Source organism: Micromonospora sp. NPDC048063 (genome assembly GCF_043202855.1).
Lineage (GTDB): Bacteria > Actinomycetota > Actinomycetes > Mycobacteriales > Micromonosporaceae > Micromonospora.
The window spans coordinates 212,232-233,998 of sequence record NZ_JBIDBG010000007.1; the positions used below are offsets into that span (position 1 = coordinate 212,232).

A 21,767-nucleotide genomic window follows, 5' to 3' on the forward strand; every position below is an offset into this window, starting at 1 on the left:
CATCTCGTTCACCTCGCGGCAGGTCCAGGCTCCGTGGATCGGTGGACGGTGCCGGCAGATGAAACTGTCAGTGCCCCAGTGATGCTGGTGGGCGATTCGGGCGAGAGCCGGGGCTGCGGGATCGACTTCGGTGGTGCGACGGCGGCCACGTCGGCGACGAACGCGTCGATCTGGCCGCGGGTAATGCCGGGCATGCAGATGATGTGGCTGGTGTCGCCGCCACTCCCCCACCGCCGCCTGGGCGAGTCAGATCGGCCGGTCAGGGCAAGGCCCCGATGTGCCCGATCCTCCGCTTGCGCGTATCACGGGAAGCCCGGCCGGTCATGTAAGGAACCCCGGTGCTTGATCAGGCCGGTAGGACGCTTGGGCCCCGTTGTTCGACGGCGGGCATGGCGCTGTCGACGACCAGATGTTCATCCGCGTGGCCGGATCCAGAGCAGCCTGTCGGCGTCGTCGGACTGGCTGTCTGGCCGCGGCGACGTGCTGGTCGAGGTGACATAGACGCCGTCTTGGTACGGCAGGACCGCTCGTGCGCGTTCTCCGGAGCTGAAGGTGGGTTCGAGCGTGCCGGTGGCGTTGTTCAGAACGTAGAGGATCTGCTCGCTGAGCGCGGCGATGAACAGGTCGTCGCCGGCGAAGGCGATGCCGGAGGACGCCCAGGTGTTGCTGCCGGATTGGACATGAGGTGCGTGCATGCCGTCGCGCTGTTCGTCGCCCTGCACCAGCGGCCAGCCGTAGTTGCCGCCGGCGACGATCCGGTTGATCTCGTCGTGGCCGGATTCGCCGTGTTCGGACGACCAGTGCTGGCCGGCCGCGTCCCAGGCGAGGCCTTGCGGGTTGAGGTGCCCGTAGGAGTACACGTACGAATCGTCGAAGGGGTTGTCGGCCGGGACCCGGCCGTCGGTGGTCAAACGCAAGGTCTTCCCGGCGAGGCTGTCGAGATCTTGCGGTGCGGCATTGTCGTGCCGCCATTCCGTCGTGGCGTAGAGGTGGCCATCGACTCCGACGGCCAGGCGGCCGCCGTTGTAGAGCTCGTGGCCCGGGATGCGGTCGAGAAGTACACGTCGCTCGGTCCCAGGCGTTGCCGTCGAAGGCGAGTTCGGCGGTGCGGTTGGTCAGGCCGGTGCCCGGATCGTAGGTGTAGTAGACGTAGGCGGTCCCGGTGTCGGCGAAGTCGTCGGCGAGGGCGAGGCCCATCGGTCCACTGCCGCCGTTGCGTACGACCAGGTCGGAAGTCTGCACGCGGTGGCGGGTGAGGGTGCCGTTGGGCCCGATCATGGCGATGGTGCCGTCGAGTTCGGTCACGATGATGGTTTGATCGGAGATCCTGACTTCCCACGGGTACGAGATCGTCGCTGACGACGGTGACTTCCCAGTCGTCGGTCGTCCGGCCGATCAGGCCGGGACCGGTGTACGCGTCGTCGTCAGTCCCGTCGGGGAGCGCGGCGGACGGTGCAGGTCCGGTGTTCTCGGGTAAGGCGACCCGTCGGCGACGACGGCCGGCAAGCACCAGCAACGCGGCCAGCGTGATCGTGATTATGTGCGTGTGGAGTCTCCTGGAGGCATTCGTATCGACGCACTCGCTGACAGCCGGCGCAGTGCCGTCGTCAAGGTGTGCAGTCGGTGTTCGGGGTGGGCCGACAAAAGCGCGTTTTTCCGCCGCTCTATAGACGTCCTTCAAAGCGCTTCTTAATATGATCCCTGCCGTTCGGCGAATTCCCCGCCCCCCGTCAGGAGACAGACTTGTTCAGGCATTCACTTCCGCTGGTCGCGGCGGCTGTTCTCGGCCTTTCCGCCGTGGCCACTCCCGCCCAGGCCTCCCCCGTCCAGGCCGCTCCCATCCAGGCCGCCCCGGCCCAGGCCCGCACGGTGGCGCACTCCGACCTGGGCGTCCAGGTCGCCCCCACCGGTTGCACGACGTGGGTGGAGTGGGTCCAGGAGGGCAGCAACAGCTACTACTACGGCCGCGGCAACGTGCAGTGCGCCACCGGCCGCTACAAGGTCAAGCTCCAGTGCCGCAACCTGCAGACAGGCGTGGGATACGTCGTCTACGGCGGCTACGCGGTGAACGCTCCCGGCACGGCCACTACCCAGTGCTACAGCGGCAACGTCGCCGAGGGCGTGTACCCCGTCGAGGACCCGCTGCCCACAGTCGGTGTCACCGGTTGCGTCTCGTGGGCGGAGTGGGTCCACGAGGGGAGCAACCACTACTACGGCCGGGGTACCGCCCAGTGCGACACCGGCCGCTACCGGGTCCAGATCCAGTGCCGCAACGTGCAGACGGGCCAGCGGTACATCGTCTACGGCCCGACGGTGAACGCCCCCAGCATTTCCACCACCACCTGCTACCAGGGCAACGTCGCGGACGTCGTGTCGGGCGTGCCAGCGTGAGGGCTGACGGGTAGCCTGCACCGCGACTAGGGCGTGTCCTGTGAATCAGGGCTGGCTCCGAGAATCCCCTCGGTGATGCCCGGCAGAGCTTGGGTTAGGACAGCGGGCTGGGGTGGCCGGGTGATCAGAGAGATCGTGACCTGGCCCGGTACTGGGGAGGGCAATAGCTGATCGCCGGGATTGGCCCACCAGCGGGCTGCCAGGAGCGGCACGAGAGCCGGAGTCTGGCGGTGGCAGGCGATACGGAGGGTGGCCTCGATGGTGGGGCCGAGCTGTGGAGCGGCTCCGAGGGCGGAGAGCTTGGCTCGGACAATCTCACCGGCCAGGTTGATCGTGGAATAGAGCACCGTTTGACCTGCCAGCGGCCGCTTTCCTTCCCGCGGGGGTGCTGCTCCTTCGGGCAGGACCAGGACCAGGGGCGAGACCCCAAGGAGCGTGCGCTGCAGCCCGCGGGGCAGGCTGGTCTGCTCGGCGATCGAGATGATCGCGGCGTCCAGCAGGCCGTCATGGATCTGCTGAACCAGCACCGGCCCGTGGTCGACCTCGGGATGGACCGTCACGCCGGGCAGCTCGACGTCCAGGGCGGTGAACACGATCGGAGCAAGGGCCTGGATCGTGCCGACGGCCAGAGAGGGCGCGTCGGTGGTGGCCGCCAGGACCTGGTCGGGCAGCGCATCGATCTCGGCCAGCAGGCGGGCAGCCTGACGGGCCAGTTCCCTCCCGACCGGGGTAGGCCGAGCCCCTGTCGTGTCACGGTCGAACAACCGGGTCCCGAGTCGGCGTTCCAGGGCCGCCAACCGACGGGACGCCGACGGCTGGGTGGTCAGCAACTCCTTCGCGGCCGCACCGACCGAGCCGTGGCGGGCGACGGCCTCAGCCAGCGTCAGGTCCTCGATGCTCAGGCGGGAGGTCATGCCCACAGTGTATGAGCAGGCTTCGCCGAGTGTTCTCTACCTGCGGTGACGTTGCCCACGCAGGATCGAGGACGTGAGAAGATCTCTGCTGCTGCTGACCGTGATCACGTTCGTGACCTGGATCGGGACCCGCATGACCGCGGTTGCCCTGCCCCTGGTCGCACTGGCCGAGACTGGCGAGGTCTGGGCCACCGGGCTGGTCGGTGGGATGGCCGGCCTGCCCCTGCTGACGGTGGGGTGGTGGGGCCGAGGACTGCGCGACCGGCTGATCTCCGGACGGGCCCTGGCAGCGGTGATGGCCGTGAACGCTGCCGGTCTGGCCGTCGTGCCGGTGGCGGCACTGGCTGGGCAGGTCGGCGTGTTCGCGTTGTGCGCCTCCGGGTTGGTGACCGGAGCAGCGGGCGCGCTGCTGGGGCCGGCACAGCGGGCCTTGGTTGCCGACCTTGCCGACGTGCACGTGGCCCAGGGCGGCCAGACAGGTTCGGCTCGGTGGTTGGCCTGGCAGGACCTGGCCCACCGGGTCTCAATGATCCTCGCCCCGCCCGCCGGGGCCTGGCTCGTCGTCGCGTGGGGCGCGCAGCCTCTGCTGTGGTGCGAGGCCCTCGTCGTCGCTCTGGCGGCCGTGGTGATGCTCGCAGTACCCGCAGCCCACCGGCACGAGCCGACCCCGGAGGGCGAGACGCCCGAGGGTGTTTCTGCGCTGGACGTGGTGCGGTCTTACCCTCAGGTCGCCGCAGGGGTCCTCATGGCCGGGGTCGGCGGGGTCTGCTGGTTCGGGTTCAGCCTGGGCCTGGCCGTTCTCGGCGTCGAGCACGGCCAGCCCGGCGCGTTGATCGCTGCCGGGATGAGCGGGTACGGGACCGCCTCCGTGATCACCTCGCTCCTGGTCCCGCTGGTCATCGACCGCTTGCCACGGGTGCCGCTGATGGTGGTCTCCTGGGTCGTGCTCGGGGCCACGTTCGTCCTACTCCCCACGGCGGCGCCGAGCCTGGCCGTCATCGCCGCACTGGCAGCGGTGGGTGGGGTGGCCATGCCGTGGGGGATGGCGGCCCTGAACGCTCTGATCAGCGAGCAGACCACCGGGGCGGAACGCAGGGCGGCGTTCACCGTGCAGACCGTCCTGCACTCGGGCGGGTCCTCCCTGGGCCTGCTCGTCGGCGGCGCGCTCATCGGGTGGGCCGGGACCGGCCCTGTCCTGGTCGCTACCGGCCTCGCCCAGGTGCTGGCCGCAGCAGGCGGGGCACTGTGGGCCTGGCAGGCCCGCGACAAGGCCATCGCGGGGCAGGAGCGTTGGCGGGTACAGCGCGGGACCGTGGCAAAAGGCGCACGCACCAGTTCCTGAGGAAGAGCACGACATGACTGGGCGTGACGACCTCACCGACGAACAGTGGGACCTGATCGGCCCCCTCCTGCCTTCCTCCGGCAAGGGCGGGCAGTGGCGCGACCACCGGCAGGTCGTCGACGGCATCCTATGCGCGGTGATCACCCCAAAACCCAAACCACGGAAAGCCCAGAAGTCGCTGCCAACGAGCGTCATCGCCGCCCACGACGCGGCTCGAAAACGGCACTCCTCACAGCGCATCCGAGTCGAGCACGTCATCGGCCACCTCAAGAACTGGCGGATCCTGGCCCGCTACCACGGCCGACGCGAACACTTCGACGCCTCCATCCGCGCCATCGCAGGACTGCTGTCCGACCACCAACACACCGACCGCACCGAACACACCACCAAGCGACCGAAGGCCCTACCAGCCACAGCCCACCACCGATGAAGCGGCCAATCCCCGAGGAGACGGCGACTCCAGACAACCGTGCACGAGGTCGTAAGGGACGTCTCGTAACTCGGTGGCCGTGGCGTTGGCCGGCACGGTCAGGGGTGAACGGGACGTTCAGGCGGGACGTCGACGGGATAGCCACGCTGCGTTGAGCCAGGCGGACCCAGGCGCCGACATCGGTGGGTTGCTGGCCACCAGCCAGGAGGTCGAAGCCACCCTGTGTGGTGGTGAACGCGTCACTGGCGTAGAGGTTCAGGGTGAGCGGGCGTCGAGTGGTTGGTGACCGCGACGTAGTCGGTCAGGGTGGCGCCGGGGTCGAGCTTGTAGGTGAACGCCGGCCGGCCGGGCCCTTCGCGGTCGACGGTGCCACACCCCAGGTCACGGCCGACGGAGCCGACGGTGCGCCAGGCGTCGGAGCGGGCGGTGCCGGAGCAGCGCCGAGCAGAGCGATGCCGGTGGCGATGGCGGCGAGCAGGCGCATGGGGGAGACGGTTTCCGTTCGTGAAGGTACGAGAGGCGGGGCGGGCGGGTCGCGGCAACGGCCCGACCGCCCCGCGACCGTCCGGCGGCCGGCTTACGGCCACCGGACGGGTTCGGGCGATCAGATCGCGGTGAGGGTGAGGGTTGCGGTGTAGGTTCCCGCGGCGTCTCGGTGGGCAGGCTCAGCCGCAGCCCCGCACCCAGCTGTGCGGTACCCCGCCCGGCGCCGATCCCAGCACCGCGCTGTTGCCGAGGCCGCCGCCGACGCAGCCATGGGCGCCAGCACCGTGCCGGCGACCACCACCGTCCCCGCGACCAGGGCCGCGAAGCCGCGAGCCCTCACCGTCGCATTCATTCCTCCCTTTCACATCGCGCGCACCTGCACGCGGTGGTACACGTGGTGAAATCACCACGACGCCTTGCGCACTCCCGGCATCTCCCCGCGCAGGGCCAGCTCTCGGAACCGGACCCGGGAGAGCCCGAACCGGGTCAGCACCCCGCGCGGGCGGCCGTCGATCTGGTCCCGGGACCGCAGCCGCACCGGGCTGGAGTCACGCGGCAGCCGGCTGAGCCGGCGGACCGCCTCGGCGCGTACGTCCGGGTCGGTGTCCGGGCGAGCGACCAGCCGCTTCAGCTCCGCCCGCGCCTGCGCGTGCCTCGCTACCAGTTCCTGCCGGCGCGCCTGCCGGTTGACCAGGCTCTTTTTGGCCATCAGCGGGCCTCGCGGAACTCGACGTGCCGGCGCACGACGGGGTCGTACTTGCGCAGGACCAGGCGGTCGGGATCGTTGCGGCGGTTCTTGCGGGTGACGTACGTGTAGCCGGTACCGGCGGTGCTGCGCAGCCGCACGATCGGGCGGACATCGGTCTGGCGGGCCATCAGAGCTTCACTCCCCGGGCGCGCAGCTCGGCGACGACAGTCTCGATGCCCTTACGGTCCACGGTCTTGAGCGCCTTCGCCGTCAGGGTGAGGCTGACCCAACGCCGCTCCGAGGGCAGCCAGTAGCGGTGGTTCTGCAGGTTGGGGTTCCACCGGCGGCGGGTGCGCCGGTGGGAGTGGGACACGGCGTTGCCGAAGCTGGGCTTCGCGCCGGTGACGTCACAGCGTCTGGACACAGTGGTCGCTCCTTGATCTGAGCCGTAACGATAACGACAATGATTTTCAGTCTTGCATCAGCCGTTCGGTCACGTCCACGCCGGGTCGTCGACGATCTCGACGGCGCAGTGGGCGCCCAAGCAGTAGCCGACACCGCGCAGCGTCGTCACCACCGGCAGATCGGTGCCGATCTTGGCGCGCAATCGCCGGATGTGGACATCCACGCTGCGGACGTCGCCTGCGCGCCGCGCCTCGACCACCTGAGTCCGCACATCACCGTTCGCTCCGGCGGCTTCCATGTGCTTAGAATGACAATCGTTTTCAAGTAAGTCGAGAGGAATCCGATGTCGTCGTCACCACAGGCCCCGACCCACACGCCGACGGCCGGCGCGGACACCCGCCCGTCGCTGACCGTGCTGTCCGGGTTCTGGCCGGCAGTGACCTTCGCCGTCGCCCGCGCGCTCCTCGCCGCCGACGAGTCGCTGTTGCTGGTGCGGCACGACCTCACCGGGATCCGTGACGGCGTCGTCCGCCGAGTGGTCCGTTCCGGCACCGGCATCGTCGAGGACGAGCAGGTTGCGCTGCGGCACGGATGCGTCTCCTGCACCCTGCGTGAGGACGTGCTGCCCACCCTCGTCCGGCTCACCCGTACGCACCCCGGCCGGGACCTGGTGCTGATGCTGCCCGAGGTGGTGGAGCCAGAGGCGGTCGCCGCCGCCTGCGCCCACTGCCTCGTCGACGGCGCACCGATCACCGATCTCATCCGGGTCGACTCCTACGTCACCGTCCTCGACGCCGAACACCTGCTCGACGGCCTGGCCAGCACCGAGGACCTCACGACGCTCGGCATCCAGGCCGCCGAGAACGACCACCGCGCGCTGGCCGACGTCGTGGTCCGCCAGATTGAGTACGCCGACACCCTGGTGCTCTGGGGACAGTCCCGGGAGGGGGAATTCGACACCGGCCGGATGTCGATCCTGCTGCAGCGGATGGCACCATGGGCGACCCACCTCCGCGTCGACGGCGACCTCGTCGACGCCGGCACGCTGACCCGCCAGCTGCGCCACACCCATCGGCACCGTCCGGAGACCCCCGGGGTGCTTGCCCGTGGTCTGCAGGGCTACCTCCTCGGCGCGCACGAGCCGGAGCCCGACTGCGGAGTCGTCTCCGCCGTCTTCCGGGCCCGCCGCCCGTTCCACCCGCAGCGCCTGCACGACGTCCTCGAAGAGGTCAACGCCGAGGTCATCCGCTCCCGGGGCCACTTCTGGCTGGCCAGCCAACCCGACACGGTGGTGGCCTGGGAGTTCGCCGGCGGCGGCCTGGCCATGGGATCCCTCGGGCACTGGCTGGTGAGCCTGCCCGAGGACCGCTGGGACCACGTCGAGGACCAGCGCCGCCTCGCCGCCGCCCTCGACTGGGACCCCTACTACGGCGACCGGCACCAGCACCTGGTCTTCATCGGCCTCGACATCGACCCCGTCGACCTGCACCGCACCCTCACCGGATGCCTGCTCACCGACGCCGAACTCGCCGACGGCGAGGAGACCTGGCGCACCTACCACGACCCCTTCGCCGGCTGCTTCCCCCTCGGGGCGGAGGAGCTGACCGACACCGACACCGACACCGACACCGACACCGACACCGACACCGACACCGAAGGAGTACAGCCCGCATGAAGCCCGGCATCCACCCCGAGTACCGCCCCGTCGTCTACCGCGACAAGGGCGCCGACTTCGCCTTCCTCACCCGCTCCACCGCCACCAGCGACCAGACGATCGAGTGGACCGACGGCAACACCTACCCCGTCATCGACGTCCAGATCTCCTCGGCCAGCCACCCCTTCTGGACCGGCAAGCAGCGCCTGCTCGACACGGCCGGCCGGGTCGAGAAGTTCCGCCAGAAGTACGCCCGCCGCGGACCCCAGGGCAGATGAGCACCGTTGCGCCGGTCGACTGGACCGAGCTGGCACCGCACTTGGTCGACGCCGTCCGGCGGGACCGGGCCTGGTCCCTGACGGTCGCCCGCGAGCTGGTCGCCCCCGGCGACCGGCTCGCGGGCGACGTCGGCTGCGGCGCCGCCGGGATGGCGCTGGCCATCGCCCGGATGTTGGTCTGCGGCCGGTCGTCGCGGTGGACCCGCACCGGCGGGCCATCCTGGAAGCCCTCGGCAGGCGGGTCGGCCGATTGCGGCTCACCGGCCTGCTCACCGCCGCCGACCTCGACGCGTGGGACCGGCTCCTCGATCCGACTGACGAGGAGTGGCCGGGTCACCGCGACGACCTGATGAGAACCGCGGCTCGATGGCTTCGGCACGAGGCCACGACCGTGCCGCCGAACGCGGGCAGCCGCACGGCACCGATCCGGTCGAGCTACGGGCCGCCTCACGAATGATGGCAACGATCAGCGGGAGCACTCCACGCAGCGGCCGAAGATCTCCAGCATGTGGCCGACGTCGGTGAAGCCGTGCTGGGCGGCCAACTGATCGGCCCATCGCTCCACGGCGGGCCCGGCGACCTCCACCGTGCGTCCGCACTGGCGGCAGACCAGGTGGTGATGGTGTTTGCTCTGGCTGCACCGGCGGAACAACTGCTCGCCGCCGGGCAGCCGAGTGGAGTCGACCTCGCCGGCCTCGACCAGCAGCTGCAGCGTCCGGTACACGGTGGTGAGGCCGACCCGCGCCTTCCGGGCGAGCAGCATCTGATGCAGGTGCTGCGCCGAATGGAATCCCTCGACCTCGCGCAGCAGCGCCAGCACCTCGCCACGTTGGCGGGTGTTGCGGGTCACGTTCGGCATCGCCTGGGTCACCGTGATCGGATCCTCCTGTACTGGCAGCCGTCGTCTGCGCGGCGCCTTGGCGCTCGCCTTCTGACTGCGATGCCACCATTATGCGTCGCTGCGATCGACGCCCTGCCTCGCCCGTACGCTCGCCGCACGGCATCGCGACGACGCTTCTTCCGGACGCGCGGCGGCGGGCTGTGGCATCGCGACGGCGACCCAGATTGCGGTGGTCAAGGTCGGGCCGCCGCCGGCTGGTCGGGCAGGATCGATCGTCCGCGCAGCGTCGGTGGTCGCGGCGCCGGCACGTTCGGCCGGAATGAGCTCGAACACCTCAACGGTCACCTTCGACCACCGGTCCCATCAGGGCTCGGAACTGTCCGCCCGCCGGATGAGTTCGACGACCGCATCGATGTGCTGGGGCTCCTGTACGGGACCGATCAGCAGTCCGCGCCGTTGCGCAGGTCGGCTGCCGGCGAGCAGGAGCAGAGCGGGCGCGCGGTGGCAGACGCCGAGGCACTCGGCCCGGATCAGGACACCACCGTGACTGGCCCGGACCGCCTGCCGGAGGACCTCGGTGAGATTCTCCGGCTCGCCCTCGGACACACGCAGATGGCTGCGGTGGCGTAGCGCGCGGCAGCGGTGCCCGTCGCAGTAGGCGACGGTCACGTTGGCGCCCTCCGGCGGCGGGCTGCTCATCGGCGGAACGCCATGAGGGCATGACCGGCGCGCTGGTGGAGCGCCGTCGCGTGGGTGAATCCGGCCCGACGGGCCGTCTCGCCGTGCCAGTCGGCCGGCGCGACGAATTCGGCCGGGTCCAAGCCGCTCAGCGCGGCCCTCCGTTCGTTCAGCAGCGGTGCCATCACCGGTTCCTCGGCCAGCCTGGTCCACCACGCGCTCCACGGGTCGGTGCCGCAGCCCTGGCGCCGCGGGGACACCGGGGCTTCGGGCATGGCGTCGGCGACAAGGAGCAGCCCGTCCGGGCGCAACAGGTGTCGGGCCTCGGCGTACCAGTCGTGTATCCGCTGTTCGGGGAGGTAGTGCACGGTCATCAGGGCCAGCACCAGGTCGTACGGGCCGCCGGCGGGCGGGAGCCAGCGTGCTGAGCTGATGTCGGCCCGGACGGTACGCACCTGGGGCAGGGCCGCATCGGCCAGGGCCAGGAGGGCCGGGTCGACGTCGAGCACGGTGACGTGCGCGTCGGGCCACCGTCCCAGGACCGCCTCGGCGGTGGTGCCCGGCCCGCCCCCGACGTCGAGCACCCGCTCCGGTGGGCGCCCGTGGATCTGTTCGACGGCGGTGAGACCGGCGGCGAGGAGGTCCTCGCGGCCGGGCTGGTAGTGGCGCATCATGGTTTCCCAGTCGCGCCGCCACCGGGCGACATCGTCCGGGTCGAGGGTGCTCGGCATCGTCAGGCCGGGACCGGTTCGGCATGGTCGTGGTCGTGCAGGTCGCCCAGGTCCCATTCGGGGAACGGGTCGGCAAGGGCCCGCCAGGTGTCCTGTCCGGCGGTGAGCTCGGTGTCGGTGAGCAGGCAGGCGGTCAGCGCCGCCCGCAGGCGCTCGCCGTCCAGGCCGACGCCGATGAGGACCAGTTCCTGCTGCCGGTCACCGAAGACCGGATGCCAGCGCGACTCCACCTCGGCCCGCTCGTCGGGATCATCCGGCCACTCGCCGGACACCACCACCGGGACGCCGACCGGGTCGCACCGCCCGGACGGCCCGGCCTGCGACCACAGCGCCTGGACGTCCGGGCGGCTGGCCAGCCACAGGAACCCCTTCGACCGGACCACACCATATTCGTCCAGTCCGCTGGCCAGGAGGTCCCACAGCCGCTGCGGATGAAACGGCCGGTGGTCGCGGAACACGATGCTGGAGATGCCGTACTCCTCCGTCTCCGGCACGTGCCCGCCGTTGAGCTCGGCCACCCACCCGGGTGCGGTCTCCGCCCGCTCCAGGTCGAACCGACCGGTGTGCAGGATCTCCCGCGGCGGCACCCGCCCGTGCACGGCGGGCACCTGCCGGGCGGCCGGGTTCAGCCGGGTCAACAGCGCCTGCACCACCGCCAGATCGTCCGCGGTCACCAGGTCGGTCTTGTTGACCACCAGCACGTCGGCGAACTCGATCTGGTCGACCAGCAGATCGGCGATGCCACGATCGTCGCCCTCGTAGGCGGCCAGCCCACGGGCCTCCAGGCTCTCCCCCGCCTCGATCATGCCCCGCACGCCCGCCGCGTCGACCACCGTGACCGTGGTGTCCAAGCAGGCCAGATCGTCGAGGACCTGCCCGTCCTCCACACCGAAGGCGAACGTCGCGGCCACCGGCATCGGCTCGGAAATGCCGCTGGACTCGATCAGCAGATAGTCGAAGCGGCCCTGCCGCGCCAGCCGGGCAACCTCGTCGAGCAGATCGTCGCGCAACGTGCAACAGATGCAGCCGTTGGTCAGCTCGACCAGCCGCTCCTCCGTGCGCGACAACGACCCACCGTCGCGCACCAGCGCGGCGTCGATGTTCACCTCGCTCATGTCGTTGACGATCACCGCCACCCGAAGCCCGTCCCGATTGGCCAGCACGTGGTTGAGCAGACTGGTCTTGCCCGCGCCGAGGAACCCGGACAGCACCGTCACCGGCAGGCGACCGGTCATGGCTGATCCACCACCTGACGCCCCTTGTACAACCCGCAGTGCACGCACGCCCGGTGCGGCACCACCATCTCCTTGCGCGGGCACGGACACGGCGTCAGCTGCGGCACGTTCGCCTTCCACTGCGCCCGTCGGTGCCGCGTGTTCGACCGCGACATCTTCCGCTTCGGAACGGCCATCAGAGTCTCCTTCGTCGAGGGGTCGCGCCACAGCTTAACGGCACTGGTTTTCGTTTTCTAAACCGCCTTCGCCCTCGGAACCCGTCCCGGGCCTCAAGCCCCCCCAACCGACAACGGAAACGGGAACGGTTTCCACTATGGTGGCGGGATGAGCGACGAGTACCAGACCTCCGGGGAGTACCTGCACCTGCTCAGCGAGCCGGCCTGGCAGGCCCTGCGTACGCCGGTGGCGCTGGCGCTGCGCGACGCGGCAGGTGACGCGACGCTGCTCGACGTGGGCGCCGGCACTGGCCTCGGCACGGAGGTGCTCGCCGCGGCCGTCCCGGACGGCGACGTGGTCGCGGTGGAGCCGTCACCGGTGCTGCGGGCGGTGCTGCTGTCCCGCCTGGCCGCCCGACCCGACCTGCGGCGCCGGGTCACCGTGGTCGCCGGTGATGCGCTCGGTGTCGACCTACCCGCCCGCCTCGGCGCCGTGCTGGCGATGAACATGATCGGCCACCTCGACCCCGACGGGCGCCGGGCGTTCCTGCGCCGGGTGGCCGAGCGCCTCGCCCCCGGCGCGCCGCTGGTGCTCAACCTGCAACCGCCGACGGAACCGACACCGGTCCCGTTCTCGGTCTTCGGCACCGTTCCGGTCGGCCACCACACCTACGAGGGCGGCGGCTCCGCCGAGCCGTCCGGCCCCGACGCGGTGACCTGGCGGATGCGTTACCGGGTCCTCGACGCCGACGGCACCGCGCTGCGCGAGGACCACGCCGACTACCGCTGGCACGTCATCCCGGCCGATGCCCTGCTCACCGAGCTGACCGAGGCGGGCCTGACCGGCGAAATCGGACCACTGGACGTCGTCCGGGCCGTACGCCGAACCTGAGGCGCCGCCGGGCGGATCCACCGCTCCCGAGGCGGCGGGCCGCCGCCAACGGGCCGCCCGCCGAGGTGGTCACGCCGGCGCTGCTCGCCGACGTGTTCGGCGTACGCGGGCGGGTGCTCGCCGACGCGCACACCGGCACGGTGCGCGCGCTGGCCGACGAGCCGCTGGAGCAACGGTGATCGTCCACCGGGAACTGGTCCGGCTGGCCGGTGCCGTCACCGGGCCGGTCGTCGGGTGCGCGGCGCTGGGCATGGCCGTGTCGGCCGCGTACGTCGGTCAGGCGCTGCTGGTCGCCGGCGCGCTGGCGGCGACGGCCCGCCGGGACCTCGACGCCGCCGCCGCGCTGCTGGCCGGTGCGCTCGGGACGATCGCGGCGCGGGCCGTGCTGCTCTGGTGCCGCGAGGTCGCCGGCGCGGCCGCGGATGCCCGGATCCGGGCGCGGCTGCGCGACCGGCTGGTCGCACGGCTCGCCGAGCTGGGCCCCGCCTGGCTCGCCGGATCGCGCACCGGCCGCACGCAGGCCACCCTCGTCGACGGCGTGGAGGGGCTGGACGCCTACTACCGCCGGTACCTGCCGCAGGTGCTGGTCACCATCACCGTGCCGGCCCTCCTGGTGGTCTGGCTCGCCACCGTGGAGCCGGTCGCGGCCGGGCTGCTCGGCGCGGCCGTGGTGCTGGTGCTGACCGTCCCCCGTATCTGGGACGCCACCCTGCTGCGCCGGGGGCGCGGCCGGTGGGCGGCGTTCACCGCGCTCGCCGCCGACTTCCTCGACACCCTCCAGGGCGCGGCCACGCTCCGCGCGTTCGGCGCGGTCGGCCGGATGCGGGACCGCATTCTGGGACGCACCCACGACCTGCACACCACCACGATGGCGCAGCTACGCCTGTCGCTGATCGAGAGCGGGATCAGTGCCCTGCTGATCCAGGCCGGTCTCGCCGCCGCGGCCGTGGCCGCGGCCGTCGCCGCCTACGCGGGCCGGGCCGACGCGGCGACCGTGTTCCTGGTGCTCCTGGTCTCGGTGGAGTGCTTCCGACCCGTACGCGACCTGGGCGCGCACTGGCACGCCGGCTACCTTGGCGTCACCGCCGTCGACGGCCTGACCGAGCTGCTGCACGCCCCGCCTGGCGTCGTGCACACCGGACAGGTCGACCGCCGGTTCGACCACGCCCCGGCCGTGGTCTTCGACGCGATCGGCCACCACTACCCCGGCCGACCCGACCCCGCGCTGCGGGACGTGACCCTGCGGCTCGACCCCGGCGAGACCGTCGCGGTGGTCGGCCGCTCCGGCGCAGGCAAGTCCACCCTGGCCAACGTACTGCTGCGCCACCTGGACCCGGACGCCGGCCGGATCACCGTCGACGGGACCGACCTGCGCGACCTGACCCCGGCGGCGCTGCGCCGCACGGTCACCGTGGTGGCGCAGGAGACGTACCTGTTCCACGGTTCGGTGGCCGACAACCTGCGGCTGGCCCGCCCGGACGCCACCGACGCCGACCTGGTTGCCGCCGCCCGCGCCGCCGGCGCGCACGACTTTATCCAGGCACTGCCGCAGGGGTACGCGAGCCAAGTCGGCGAACGCGGCGGATCCCTCTCCGGCGGGCAGCGGCAACGCCTGGCCATCGCCCGGGCGCTGCTCGCCGACACGCCGGTGCTCATCCTCGACGAGGCGACCTCCGCCATCGACGTCCAGCAGGAGACCGAGATCCTCGACGCCCTGGCCACTGCCGCCCGCGGAAAGACCTGCCTGGTCATCGCCCACCGGCTCACCGCGGTGCGGCACGCCGACCGGATCGTGCTGCTGGAACGCGGCCGGATCGTCGCCGCCGGCCGCCACGAGATCCTGCTGACGTCCTGCCCCGAGTACGCCGAGCTGGTCGCCGCACAGGAGGTGGCCGAATGACCGCGCCGGACCGGCCAGCCGACGGTCGCCGCACCGGAGCGCTACGCCGGCTGCTGCCGGCGATCGCCGGGCATCCCCGTGCCTTCCGGGGCACCCTGGCAGCGAACCTTCTCGGGCAGCTCGCCGGGCTGACCGCAGCGGTGACCGGCGCCGCCCTGGTGGGCCGGGCCGTGGCGGGCGTCCCCACCCCGGTCGGTGTGGTCACGGCGGCACTCGGCGCGCTGGTCGCGATCGTCACCGTGGCGACCTGGTGGGAAATGTACGTCTCCCACGACCTGGCCTACCGCGTCCTCGCCGACCTGCGCACCCGGGTGTACGACGCGATCACCCGGATCGCCCCGGGCGGCCTCGGCGGACGTCGCTCCGGCGACCTGGCGACCGTCGCGCTGTCCGACATCGAAACCCTGGAGTGGCTGTTCGCGCACACCATCGCGCAACTGCTCACGGCCACCGTGGTCCTCACCGCGGGCACCGCCCTGGCGGCCTGGATCGACCCGTGGCTGCCCGCCGTGGTGCTGCCCGCCGCGGCCCTGATCACGGTCACCCCTGGCTGCTGCGCCGGCACGCCGACGGACACGGGACCCAGGTCCGCGCCGCCACCGCCGACCTGACCGCCGACATCGTCGACACCGTGCACGGCCTGCGCGAGCTGACCGTTTTCGGGGCGTTGGAACGCCGCCGCGCCCACCTTGCCGCCCGTACCCGACGGCTCGGGCGGGTCCAGCGGCGCAACGCCGCCCGAGCCGGCGTGGAGACCGCGCTGATCGACGCGCTGGTCGCCGCCGCCGGTGTCGGCGCGGTGCTGGTGGTCCTCGACGGCATCCGCACGGGGCGGCTCGACGTCGCCGCCGGCCCGGTGGCACTGGTCCTCGCCGGCGCGGTCCTCGGCCCGGCCAGCCAGGTGGCCGGGCTGCTGAAGGAAGCCGGAACCCTGCGCGCCGCAGCCGACCGGATCGACGCCCTGCTCCAGGCGCCCTCCCCGGTCCCGGCGCCGGCTCGGCCCGTACCCGCACCGAACGGGGGCGAGGTGGTCTTCGATGACGTGCACTTCGGGTACCTGCCGGACCGGCCGGTGCTGAGGGGCGTCTCGTTCATCGTCCGGCCCGGTGAGACGGTTGCGCTCGTGGGTGCCTCCGGGGTGGGCAAGTCGACCTGCGTGCACCTGCTGCTGCGCTTCCACGACCCGAGCGCCGGACGGATCACCGTCGGTGGGGTGGACCTGCGGGACCTCGGCGACGCCGAGCTGCGCCGCACGGTCACCGTGGTGCCCCAGGACGTCCACCTGTTCCCCGGCTCGATCGCCGACAACATCCGCCTGGGCCGGCCGGACGCCACCGACGCCGAGGTGCGTGCCGCCGCCGACGCCGCGCAGCTCACACCGTTCCTGGACGCGCTACCGGTTGGTCTGGACACGCCGGCCGGCGAGCGGGGAACGGCACTGTCCGGCGGTCAACGGGCCCGGGTCGCCGTCGCCCGAGCCCTGCTCACCGGCGCACCGGTGCTCGTCCTCGACGAGGCCGCCGCCAACCTGGACGCCGCCACCGAGGCCGACCTGGCCGCCGCCCTGGAAGCCACCGGAGACCACCAGGCCACCCTGGTGATCGCCCACCGCCTCGCCACCATCATGCGCGCCGCCCGGGTCATCGTCCTCGACGGCGGGCGGGTCGTCGCCGATGACGCCCCTGAGCAACTGCGCAGGCGGGGAGCCCTCGCCGCTGCGGTCCGAGGCGACGAGGCGACGGCCGTCGGATGACCGGCCTCCCGGGTGCGCACCGCCCGGGAGGAGCGATACCGCGCGCCCACGGCGCGGCAGCGCTGGCGGACGACAGAGCGGGCGTGGCGCGCTTCGGCCGGCCCGGGCCGGGTCACCGGGCCGCGTCGAGGACCGCAGCGGGTTCTTCGAGGACTTTCGCTCGGGGAGACAGTCGTCCTGACCGGTCGCGGCGGCGTCGGCAAAACACAGCTCGCAGTCAACGTCATCCGCAGCCAAGGAACAGCTGCCACAGTGGTCATCTGGGTGACGGCATCGCCGCGGGACTTGGGTCCTGGCGACCTACGCGGAAGCGGCCCGGGCAGTTCTCGGCCCACAAGAAGACGGGCGGCCGACCGGCTTCTCACTTGGCTAGTGCTGTGTCCACTAACGTTCACCGGGTTTCCAGTGGCTTGTTGTGGATCCTCGCTGTAGAGGCGAGCGACTCCCCATCGATGGTTGGTGGGGCGGGCCACAGCGGGCCAAACCGACCCTCGCGCCGCCCGGTGGGCGGCGGGGGTCACGTCGGGACCGGCCGGCGCCGGGGAGGTGCCGGCCGACTCGACGGTGCGTGACCACCCCAGGCAGCACGGGCACGGCTGTGGGGGTGGTGGGTCCGCCGCCCGGGGTGCGGGTGGCGATGCTGGCCGCCGCGACCACGTCGCGGTGGCCCGAGAATCTGCAGTGTGGGCAGGTCAGGGTCCGCCCGCGCGGCTTCGGCACGCGTCGCCGGCATGTCGGGCAGGTCGACGAGGTCCCGCGTTCGTCGACGAGGTGGACGGTGATGCCGGCGAGGGTGGCCTTGTCAGTGAGGATCTGCAGAAGCCGGCCGATTTGCCACTGCCGCAGCCGCAGGTTGTGCCGCCGCCCCGCCGGCAGGTCCAGGACCCCACGGGGGTCGCCGACGTGCAGCACCCCGACCCGCTGGCCGACGGCCCAGGTGACGACGGTGCGGGCGGCTTCGTGTTGGGCCTGCCGCACCCGCCGCCGATGCCGACCCTCCACCCGACGGGCCCGGGCCCGGTACTGGCGCCACCGCCGTGACCCCCGCTGACCCGGCTTCGGTGCCCGTCGGGCGACGGTCCGTTGGCGGGCTTTGGTGTCGGCCAGGTGCATGCGGTGCTCGGCGCGGATCGCCCGCCCCGACACCAACAGCGCCTCCCCACCGGGCCCAGCGACGGCGTAGGGGTGGATGATTCCCACGTCCACACCCGCCGCCCTTGCAGGGTCCGGCCCCTCACCCGCCGGATACACCGCGACCGGAATCTCGGCGGTGACGTCGAGGAACAACCGGCCGCCCTCGCACAGCAGGGTGATCGAGCGGACCTGCTCCACCGGATACGGCACCTGACGGGCCAGGCGCACCCACAACGGCTCGATGCCTCGTGCGGTGGGGATGCGCACCCGGTGGCCGTCGAGGGTAAAGGTGCCGTGGTACCAGCGCACCGGCACCAACCCCCGCCGCCGCCTGGGGGACCGCGCCGACAGGTCACCGGCCTTACGGCGTTTCGCCGCCGCGAACCACGCATCCGAAAACCGCCGCAACACCGACCGCGCCCCAGTCGAGTCCAACTCCGCGAACGTGCCCGGACCCGACGCCGACAACTCCCGACACAACTCCTGATAACCGGCCAGCGGCGCGTCCCGACGGCGACGCCGCCATGCGTTGACCTCCACCACGCACGCCCACACGTCACCGGCCGAGCGCAGCAGCCCGAAACACCGCCGCCGCTGCCCCGCCGTCACCCGCACCGCGACACGAGCGGTGCGATACACCACCGCAGGCGCGGCGGGATCCCGACGACGAGGCACAAACCGAAGCCAACACCACCCGTACGACATTTTTCATCGCCGTCGACCCGGCAAACGTTTGTGGACACAGCACTAGCGAGCACCAAGGACATCTGTTGGTCGTCCTCGACGATGTACATCATCTCCGACCAGGCCACCGGTCTTGCCCCCATGTCGTGCCTCCTGAGGAGGCTCAGAGGCGTGTGGCTACGCGAACGAGGTCGGCGAGTGCTCGGGAGCGGCTGTGTGGCGGCCAGGCGATGACGGTCGTCACGGTCGGCGCGTCGAGAACCGGCACGGCGGCTAGGCCTTCGAGCAGGTTGGCGCGGCAGGATTCGGGCAGGACCACGGTGGTGCGGCCAAGCGCGATCAGCTGGAAGAGCTGTGTCTGGTTGCGTACTTCCGCTCCGGGGCCTTCGGGATAGGCGCCGCCGGGGCCGGGCCAGCGGGCAAGCGGGAGGTCCGGCAGTGAACTGACATCCGCCGTCCGGACGTGGGATCTGTCGGCGAGCGGATGCGAGGCAGGAAGGATGGCGACCTGTCCCTCGGTGTTCAGAATTTCGGTGTCGAGTTCGGCCGTCGAGTCGAAGGGTTGATGCAGCAGTGCCACGTCGGCCTGGCCATCATGCAGCATCTGCTGGGGCTGGGATTCGCAGAGCAGCAGGTCGACGGCGACGGCACCCGGCTCGGCGGCGTACGCGTCGAGCAACTTTGCCAGCAGTTCGCCGGAGGCGCCGGCCTTGGTGGCCAGGACGAGCGAGGGCTGACTCGTCGCGGCACGTTGGGTGCGCCGCTCGGCTGCGGCCAGCGCGCCGAGGATCGCCCGGCCTTCGGTCAGCAGCACTGATCCGGCTTCGGTGAGGGTGACTTTTCGGCTGGTGCGTTCCAGCAACGCGACTCCGAGTCGTTGCTCGAGCTGAGTGATCGCCCGCGACAGCGGCGGCTGGGCGATACCCAGGCGCCGGGCGGCCCGGCCGAAGTGCAACTCCTCGGCGACCGCAACGAAGTACCGCAACTCCCGCGTCTCCACCCGTTCAGATTACCGTCGGATCAATATCGGCTGGGTATCGTTGCGTGACTCAGACGGTGTTGGTGCCCCGCCGGTGTCCGGTCACGATCAACGGCATGAGCGAACAGACGATTGCGCTGATCACCGGCGCGAACAAGGGAATCGGATACGAGATCGCGGCCGGGCTCGGCGCGCTGGGTTGGAGCGTCGGAATCGGGGCCCGGGACGAGCAGCGCCGGGAGGCCGCCGTGGCGAAGCTGCGTGCGGCCGGCGTCGATGCGTTCGGTGTGCTCCTCGATGTGACCGACGACGCGAGCGTTGTGGCCGCCGCTGCACTGATCGAGGAGCGTGCCGGGCGGCTTGACGTGCTGGTCAACAATGCCGGCGTCGCCGGGGTATGGCCGGAGGAGCCCTCGACCGTTACGCCGGAGAGTATGCGGGCGGTGGTGGAGACCAACGTGATCGGCGTCGTCCGGGTCATCAACGCGATGCTGCCGCTGCTGCGCCGCTCCGATCGCCCGCGGATCGTCAACCAGTCCAGCCACGTCGCTTCTCTGGCCTTGCAGACCACGCCGGGTGTCGATCTCGGCGGGATCAGCGGGGCGTACTCACCGTCGAAGACGTTCCTCAACGCGGTCACCATCCAGTACGCCAAGGAGCTGAGTGACACCAATATCAAAATCAACAACGCCTGCCCCGGCTACGTCGCTACCGATCTCAACGGCTTCCGCGGAACCAGTACGCCCGCAGAAGGCGCCAAGATCGCCATTCGGCTCGCCACGCTGCCCGACGACGGCCCGACCGGAGGGCTGTTCGATGACGCCGGGAATGTGCCCTGGTGACGAGCCCCTCCTTGCTCACCCACCGTTGAGACGCCCCACGAGGTCTCCAGGCTGTCAAAGACCTCGTCTGGGGTGTTGCGCAACGGACGCGAACGAATGAGGGGAACTTCGCATCATGGCTGCTATCTGGGCTCCGGACGACATACGACGAATCGGTTCTACCGACGAACTGCAGGTCGCCGCCAAAACTATCGACGGGACCCTGTCGCGCTGGTTGCGATCTGGGTCGTGTGCGTCAGTGAGCAGGTGTATGTGCGAACCTGGTACCGACGGAACAGCGGTTGGTTCGCTCACGTGGACTCCCGCCGGGCCAGCATCCGCTTCCAGGCATGCAGGCCGACGTCGCCGTCGAGGAGGTTGCCGCCGGATCGGGTCGGCTGCGCGCGGTCCTCGGTGTTCAGGGCCGCGATCAGCTCGGCAGCGGCCGTGCTACGCGGCCGGTCGCTGACCTGGCCGTCGCCGATCTCGACGATTCGCCACCGACCATCATCGCGTAACGCGAGATCCGCAGTCACGAACGGCAGGTCCAAGGCCTGCATCGAAGCTTCCACGGCCGCCAGGTCGAGTTTTGTGGGTGGCTGGTGCTCCGGGGTATCGGGGTGCGCGGTGACCAGGCGGCAGGAACCCTCGACCCACCAGGTCCGCACCTCCGCCCCGACGAACGACTCGAACTGGCGCAGCACAAAGCCGCCGGCGAAGTCGTCACCGCGCAACTGCCGAAACCGGCCGGCCACCCGCCATGCCGCATCGCGATCGGCCACGTCCGGAATGAACGACGCCTCATGCCAGTAGTGCTTCATCGACTTGCTGTAGTCACGCAGCACCGCAGGTCCGCAGCCAAGGGCCGCGCACGCGTGAAGGAAGCCGCGGCGATCGTCGCCGGAAGTCCAGACCGACTCTGGAGTGTGGCCTTCGATCGCCGGGTACCACCCGGGAAGCTCATGTGCCCGCCGGTAGTGCTCGGGGCTGGTCCGCACGGTCGCACCGCGACCCGCGAGGGCCCGCACCAATGCTGCGTACTGCTCACTTCGCAGCATCCACCCCCGGTAAACCGCGTCCGCACTCTTGGGAACCCTGTCGACTGCCGCCCCGTCCGCCTGTCCGCGAACGAAGGCGTCGTGGTCGATCACCGCGACATCGATTCCGGCCTGGCGGGCCGCTTCGGCCTCGTCGGCGAAGTGCTCGTCTGGCCGGCGGGGGCGCAACACATCGGCGGGCACCAGCAACATCATCCAACAACGATCAGCTAAACAGCCGACCAACGCATCCGAGTATCCATCCGGACCTGCTCAGCCGATGTCGCCCAGGATCGCCGGCCCCGCCCGGTAACGGGTGCGCAGGCGGCAACCGCGCCT

General features: G+C 71.1%; 25 protein-coding genes and 4 pseudogenes. 12 read left to right on the forward strand and 17 right to left on the reverse strand.

What is annotated here, in order from left to right; all coding sequences use genetic code 11:
- Positions 1-413: 413 nt before the first annotated feature.
- Both ACGFZ2_RS19455 and ACGFZ2_RS19460 read right to left on the reverse strand, forming a co-directional pair.
- Positions 414-1,061: pseudogene (locus ACGFZ2_RS19455) on the reverse strand (PQQ-dependent sugar dehydrogenase); the annotation flags it as partial.
- 55 nt (positions 1,062-1,116) lie between these two features.
- A pseudogene (locus ACGFZ2_RS19460) lies at positions 1,117-1,350 on the reverse strand (PQQ-dependent sugar dehydrogenase); the annotation flags it as partial.
- Between the two features lie 393 nt (positions 1,351-1,743).
- Here ACGFZ2_RS19460 and ACGFZ2_RS19465 point away from each other — a divergent pair.
- Positions 1,744-2,391 carry a hypothetical protein gene (locus ACGFZ2_RS19465; RefSeq protein WP_393455307.1) on the forward strand — a complete coding sequence of 216 codons (648 nt, stop codon included), beginning with the start codon at positions 1,744-1,746 and terminating at the stop codon, positions 2,389-2,391.
- 26 nt (positions 2,392-2,417) lie between these two features.
- Here the strand turns inward: ACGFZ2_RS19465 and ACGFZ2_RS19470 are convergent, their stop codons facing one another.
- A complete protein-coding gene (locus tag ACGFZ2_RS19470) occupies positions 2,418-3,305 on the reverse strand; it encodes a LysR family transcriptional regulator (RefSeq protein ID WP_393271109.1) in 888 nt (295 codons plus the stop codon).
- 73 nt (positions 3,306-3,378) lie between these two features.
- On the opposite strand from ACGFZ2_RS19470, the gene ACGFZ2_RS19475 reads away from it, so the two are divergent.
- Both ACGFZ2_RS19475 and ACGFZ2_RS19480 read left to right on the forward strand, forming a co-directional pair.
- A complete protein-coding gene (locus tag ACGFZ2_RS19475) occupies positions 3,379-4,647 on the forward strand; it encodes an MFS transporter (protein ID WP_393455310.1) in 1,269 nt (422 codons plus the stop codon).
- A gap of 13 nt (positions 4,648-4,660) precedes the next feature.
- Positions 4,661-5,077 (forward strand): hypothetical protein, encoded by a 417-nt coding sequence (locus tag ACGFZ2_RS19480; RefSeq protein WP_393455313.1) that lies wholly within the window; start codon positions 4,661-4,663, stop codon positions 5,075-5,077.
- A gap of 78 nt (positions 5,078-5,155) precedes the next feature.
- On the opposite strand, the pseudogene ACGFZ2_RS19485 reads toward ACGFZ2_RS19480, so the two are convergent.
- The 5 genes and pseudogenes from ACGFZ2_RS19485 to ACGFZ2_RS19505 all read right to left on the reverse strand — a co-directional run.
- Positions 5,156-5,561: pseudogene (locus ACGFZ2_RS19485) on the reverse strand (WxL protein peptidoglycan domain-containing protein); the annotation flags it as partial.
- Between the two features lie 405 nt (positions 5,562-5,966).
- Positions 5,967-6,272 (reverse strand): 30S ribosomal protein S14, encoded by a 306-nt coding sequence (rpsN, locus tag ACGFZ2_RS19490; protein WP_393455316.1) that lies wholly within the window; start codon positions 6,270-6,272, stop codon positions 5,967-5,969.
- Complete coding sequence (gene rpmG, locus ACGFZ2_RS19495; protein WP_013287204.1) at positions 6,272-6,439, reverse strand: 50S ribosomal protein L33; 168 nt, start codon at positions 6,437-6,439, stop codon at positions 6,272-6,274. Before rpmG ends, rpsN begins: the two co-directional genes overlap by 1 nt.
- Positions 6,439-6,675: a 50S ribosomal protein L28 gene (rpmB, locus tag ACGFZ2_RS19500; RefSeq protein WP_393271103.1), complete on the reverse strand. Its 237-nt coding sequence runs from the start codon at positions 6,673-6,675 to the stop codon at positions 6,439-6,441. The genes rpmG and rpmB overlap by 1 nt, the downstream gene beginning before the upstream one ends.
- Before the next feature lie 69 nt (positions 6,676-6,744).
- Positions 6,745-6,954: a helix-turn-helix domain-containing protein gene (locus ACGFZ2_RS19505; RefSeq protein ID WP_393455318.1), complete on the reverse strand. Its 210-nt coding sequence runs from the start codon at positions 6,952-6,954 to the stop codon at positions 6,745-6,747.
- 45 nt (positions 6,955-6,999) lie between these two features.
- Between ACGFZ2_RS19505 and ACGFZ2_RS19510 the strand changes: the two genes are divergently transcribed.
- Genes ACGFZ2_RS19510 through ACGFZ2_RS19520 form a run of 3 tightly spaced genes read left to right on the forward strand, consistent with a single transcriptional unit; the run spans position 7,000 to position 8,938 of the window.
- Complete coding sequence (locus tag ACGFZ2_RS19510; RefSeq protein WP_393271100.1) at positions 7,000-8,331, forward strand: CobW family GTP-binding protein; 1,332 nt, start codon at positions 7,000-7,002, stop codon at positions 8,329-8,331.
- The gene (locus tag ACGFZ2_RS19515) at positions 8,328-8,588 is read left to right on the forward strand and encodes a type B 50S ribosomal protein L31 (protein WP_393271098.1); all 261 of its coding nucleotides are present in this window, start codon (positions 8,328-8,330) and stop codon (positions 8,586-8,588) included. The genes ACGFZ2_RS19510 and ACGFZ2_RS19515 overlap by 4 nt, the downstream gene beginning before the upstream one ends.
- Entirely contained in the window at positions 8,585-8,938 is a 354-nt protein-coding gene (locus tag ACGFZ2_RS19520) for a hypothetical protein (protein ID WP_393455321.1), read from the forward strand. Before ACGFZ2_RS19515 ends, ACGFZ2_RS19520 begins: the two co-directional genes overlap by 4 nt.
- 116 nt (positions 8,939-9,054) lie before the next feature.
- Here the strand turns inward: ACGFZ2_RS19520 and ACGFZ2_RS19525 are convergent, their stop codons facing one another.
- From ACGFZ2_RS19525 to rpmF, 6 genes are all read right to left on the reverse strand, one after another.
- On the reverse strand, positions 9,055-9,447 hold the full coding sequence (locus ACGFZ2_RS19525; RefSeq protein ID WP_393271117.1) for a Fur family transcriptional regulator: 393 nt from the start codon (positions 9,445-9,447) through the stop codon (positions 9,055-9,057).
- 90 nt (positions 9,448-9,537) lie between these two features.
- The gene (locus tag ACGFZ2_RS19530; RefSeq protein WP_393455324.1) at positions 9,538-9,774 is read right to left on the reverse strand and encodes a hypothetical protein; all 237 of its coding nucleotides are present in this window, start codon (positions 9,772-9,774) and stop codon (positions 9,538-9,540) included.
- An 18-nt stretch (positions 9,775-9,792) separates the two neighbouring features.
- Positions 9,793-10,128 (reverse strand): hypothetical protein, encoded by a 336-nt coding sequence (locus ACGFZ2_RS19535; RefSeq protein ID WP_393455326.1) that lies wholly within the window; start codon positions 10,126-10,128, stop codon positions 9,793-9,795.
- Positions 10,125-10,838, reverse strand: a complete 714-nt coding sequence (locus ACGFZ2_RS19540; protein ID WP_393455328.1) for a class I SAM-dependent methyltransferase — start codon at positions 10,836-10,838, stop codon at positions 10,125-10,127. Before ACGFZ2_RS19540 ends, ACGFZ2_RS19535 begins: the two co-directional genes overlap by 4 nt.
- A 2-nt stretch (positions 10,839-10,840) precedes the next feature.
- Positions 10,841-12,073, reverse strand: coding sequence for a GTP-binding protein (locus ACGFZ2_RS19545; RefSeq protein ID WP_393455331.1), 1,233 nt, complete (start codon positions 12,071-12,073; stop codon positions 10,841-10,843).
- Entirely contained in the window at positions 12,070-12,249 is a 180-nt protein-coding gene (gene rpmF / locus ACGFZ2_RS19550; protein WP_393271089.1) for a 50S ribosomal protein L32, read from the reverse strand. The genes ACGFZ2_RS19545 and rpmF overlap by 4 nt, the downstream gene beginning before the upstream one ends.
- 148 nt (positions 12,250-12,397) lie before the next feature.
- Here rpmF and ACGFZ2_RS19555 point away from each other — a divergent pair, with 148 nt between their 5' ends.
- From ACGFZ2_RS19555 to ACGFZ2_RS19570, 4 genes are all read left to right on the forward strand, one after another.
- Entirely contained in the window at positions 12,398-13,120 is a 723-nt protein-coding gene (locus ACGFZ2_RS19555) for a class I SAM-dependent methyltransferase (RefSeq protein WP_393455334.1), read from the forward strand.
- Between the two features lie 175 nt (positions 13,121-13,295).
- On the forward strand, positions 13,296-15,020 hold the full coding sequence (locus ACGFZ2_RS19560; RefSeq protein WP_393455337.1) for an ABC transporter ATP-binding protein/permease: 1,725 nt from the start codon (positions 13,296-13,298) through the stop codon (positions 15,018-15,020).
- Entirely contained in the window at positions 15,017-15,631 is a 615-nt protein-coding gene (locus ACGFZ2_RS19565) for an ABC transporter transmembrane domain-containing protein (protein WP_393455340.1), read from the forward strand. Before ACGFZ2_RS19560 ends, ACGFZ2_RS19565 begins: the two co-directional genes overlap by 4 nt.
- On the forward strand, positions 15,517-16,773 hold the full coding sequence (locus tag ACGFZ2_RS19570) for an ABC transporter ATP-binding protein (protein ID WP_393455343.1): 1,257 nt from the start codon (positions 15,517-15,519) through the stop codon (positions 16,771-16,773). Before ACGFZ2_RS19565 ends, ACGFZ2_RS19570 begins: the two co-directional genes overlap by 115 nt.
- Positions 16,774-17,157: 384 nt before the next feature.
- Here ACGFZ2_RS19570 and ACGFZ2_RS19575 read toward each other — a convergent pair whose 3' ends face one another.
- The gene (locus ACGFZ2_RS19575; protein ID WP_393455346.1) at positions 17,158-18,612 is read right to left on the reverse strand and encodes an RNA-guided endonuclease InsQ/TnpB family protein; all 1,455 of its coding nucleotides are present in this window, start codon (positions 18,610-18,612) and stop codon (positions 17,158-17,160) included.
- Positions 18,613-18,754: 142 nt separating this feature from the next.
- Positions 18,755-19,591, reverse strand: coding sequence for a LysR family transcriptional regulator (locus ACGFZ2_RS19580; RefSeq protein WP_393455349.1), 837 nt, complete (start codon positions 19,589-19,591; stop codon positions 18,755-18,757).
- 95 nt (positions 19,592-19,686) lie between these two features.
- Between ACGFZ2_RS19580 and ACGFZ2_RS19585 the strand changes: the two genes are divergently transcribed.
- Together ACGFZ2_RS19585 and ACGFZ2_RS19590 are read left to right on the forward strand one after the other, a co-directional pair.
- Complete coding sequence (locus tag ACGFZ2_RS19585) at positions 19,687-20,412, forward strand: SDR family NAD(P)-dependent oxidoreductase (protein ID WP_393455352.1); 726 nt, start codon at positions 19,687-19,689, stop codon at positions 20,410-20,412.
- A 96-nt stretch (positions 20,413-20,508) separates the two neighbouring features.
- Positions 20,509-20,676, forward strand: a pseudogene (locus ACGFZ2_RS19590) (hypothetical protein); the annotation flags it as partial.
- A gap of 26 nt (positions 20,677-20,702) precedes the next feature.
- On the opposite strand, the gene ACGFZ2_RS19595 reads toward ACGFZ2_RS19590, so the two are convergent.
- Entirely contained in the window at positions 20,703-21,644 is a 942-nt protein-coding gene (locus ACGFZ2_RS19595) for an ATP-grasp domain-containing protein (RefSeq protein ID WP_393455355.1), read from the reverse strand.
- Positions 21,645-21,767 lie beyond the last annotated feature (123 nt).

What these genes read in the sequence shown, in the direction of transcription:
- ACGFZ2_RS19470 (WP_393271109.1), bottom strand. Translation starts at nt 3,305, where the DNA reads ATGACCTCCCGCCTGAGCATCGAGGACCTGACGCTGGCTGAGGCCGTC.
- ACGFZ2_RS19480 (WP_393455313.1), top strand. Translation starts at nt 4,661, where the DNA reads ATGACTGGGCGTGACGACCTCACCGACGAACAGTGGGACCTGATCGGC.
- rpsN (WP_393455316.1), bottom strand. Translation starts at nt 6,272, where the DNA reads ATGGCCAAAAAGAGCCTGGTCAACCGGCAGGCGCGCCGGCAGGAACTG.
- rpmG (WP_013287204.1), bottom strand. Translation starts at nt 6,439, where the DNA reads ATGGCCCGCCAGACCGATGTCCGCCCGATCGTGCGGCTGCGCAGCACC.
- ACGFZ2_RS19505 (WP_393455318.1), bottom strand. Translation starts at nt 6,954, where the DNA reads ATGGAAGCCGCCGGAGCGAACGGTGATGTGCGGACTCAGGTGGTCGAG.
- ACGFZ2_RS19510 (WP_393271100.1), top strand. Translation starts at nt 7,000, where the DNA reads ATGTCGTCGTCACCACAGGCCCCGACCCACACGCCGACGGCCGGCGCG.
- ACGFZ2_RS19515 (WP_393271098.1), top strand. Translation starts at nt 8,328, where the DNA reads ATGAAGCCCGGCATCCACCCCGAGTACCGCCCCGTCGTCTACCGCGAC.
- ACGFZ2_RS19520 (WP_393455321.1), top strand. Translation starts at nt 8,585, where the DNA reads ATGAGCACCGTTGCGCCGGTCGACTGGACCGAGCTGGCACCGCACTTG.
- ACGFZ2_RS19525 (WP_393271117.1), bottom strand. Translation starts at nt 9,447, where the DNA reads ATGCCGAACGTGACCCGCAACACCCGCCAACGTGGCGAGGTGCTGGCG.
- ACGFZ2_RS19535 (WP_393455326.1), bottom strand. Translation starts at nt 10,128, where the DNA reads ATGAGCAGCCCGCCGCCGGAGGGCGCCAACGTGACCGTCGCCTACTGC.
- ACGFZ2_RS19540 (WP_393455328.1), bottom strand. Translation starts at nt 10,838, where the DNA reads ATGCCGAGCACCCTCGACCCGGACGATGTCGCCCGGTGGCGGCGCGAC.
- ACGFZ2_RS19545 (WP_393455331.1), bottom strand. Translation starts at nt 12,073, where the DNA reads ATGACCGGTCGCCTGCCGGTGACGGTGCTGTCCGGGTTCCTCGGCGCG.
- rpmF (WP_393271089.1), bottom strand. Translation starts at nt 12,249, where the DNA reads ATGGCCGTTCCGAAGCGGAAGATGTCGCGGTCGAACACGCGGCACCGA.
- ACGFZ2_RS19555 (WP_393455334.1), top strand. Translation starts at nt 12,398, where the DNA reads ATGAGCGACGAGTACCAGACCTCCGGGGAGTACCTGCACCTGCTCAGC.
- ACGFZ2_RS19565 (WP_393455340.1), top strand. Translation starts at nt 15,017, where the DNA reads ATGACCGCGCCGGACCGGCCAGCCGACGGTCGCCGCACCGGAGCGCTA.
- ACGFZ2_RS19575 (WP_393455346.1), bottom strand. Translation starts at nt 18,612, where the DNA reads ATGTCGTACGGGTGGTGTTGGCTTCGGTTTGTGCCTCGTCGTCGGGAT.
- ACGFZ2_RS19585 (WP_393455352.1), top strand. Translation starts at nt 19,687, where the DNA reads ATGAGCGAACAGACGATTGCGCTGATCACCGGCGCGAACAAGGGAATC.
- ACGFZ2_RS19595 (WP_393455355.1), bottom strand. Translation starts at nt 21,644, where the DNA reads ATGATGTTGCTGGTGCCCGCCGATGTGTTGCGCCCCCGCCGGCCAGAC.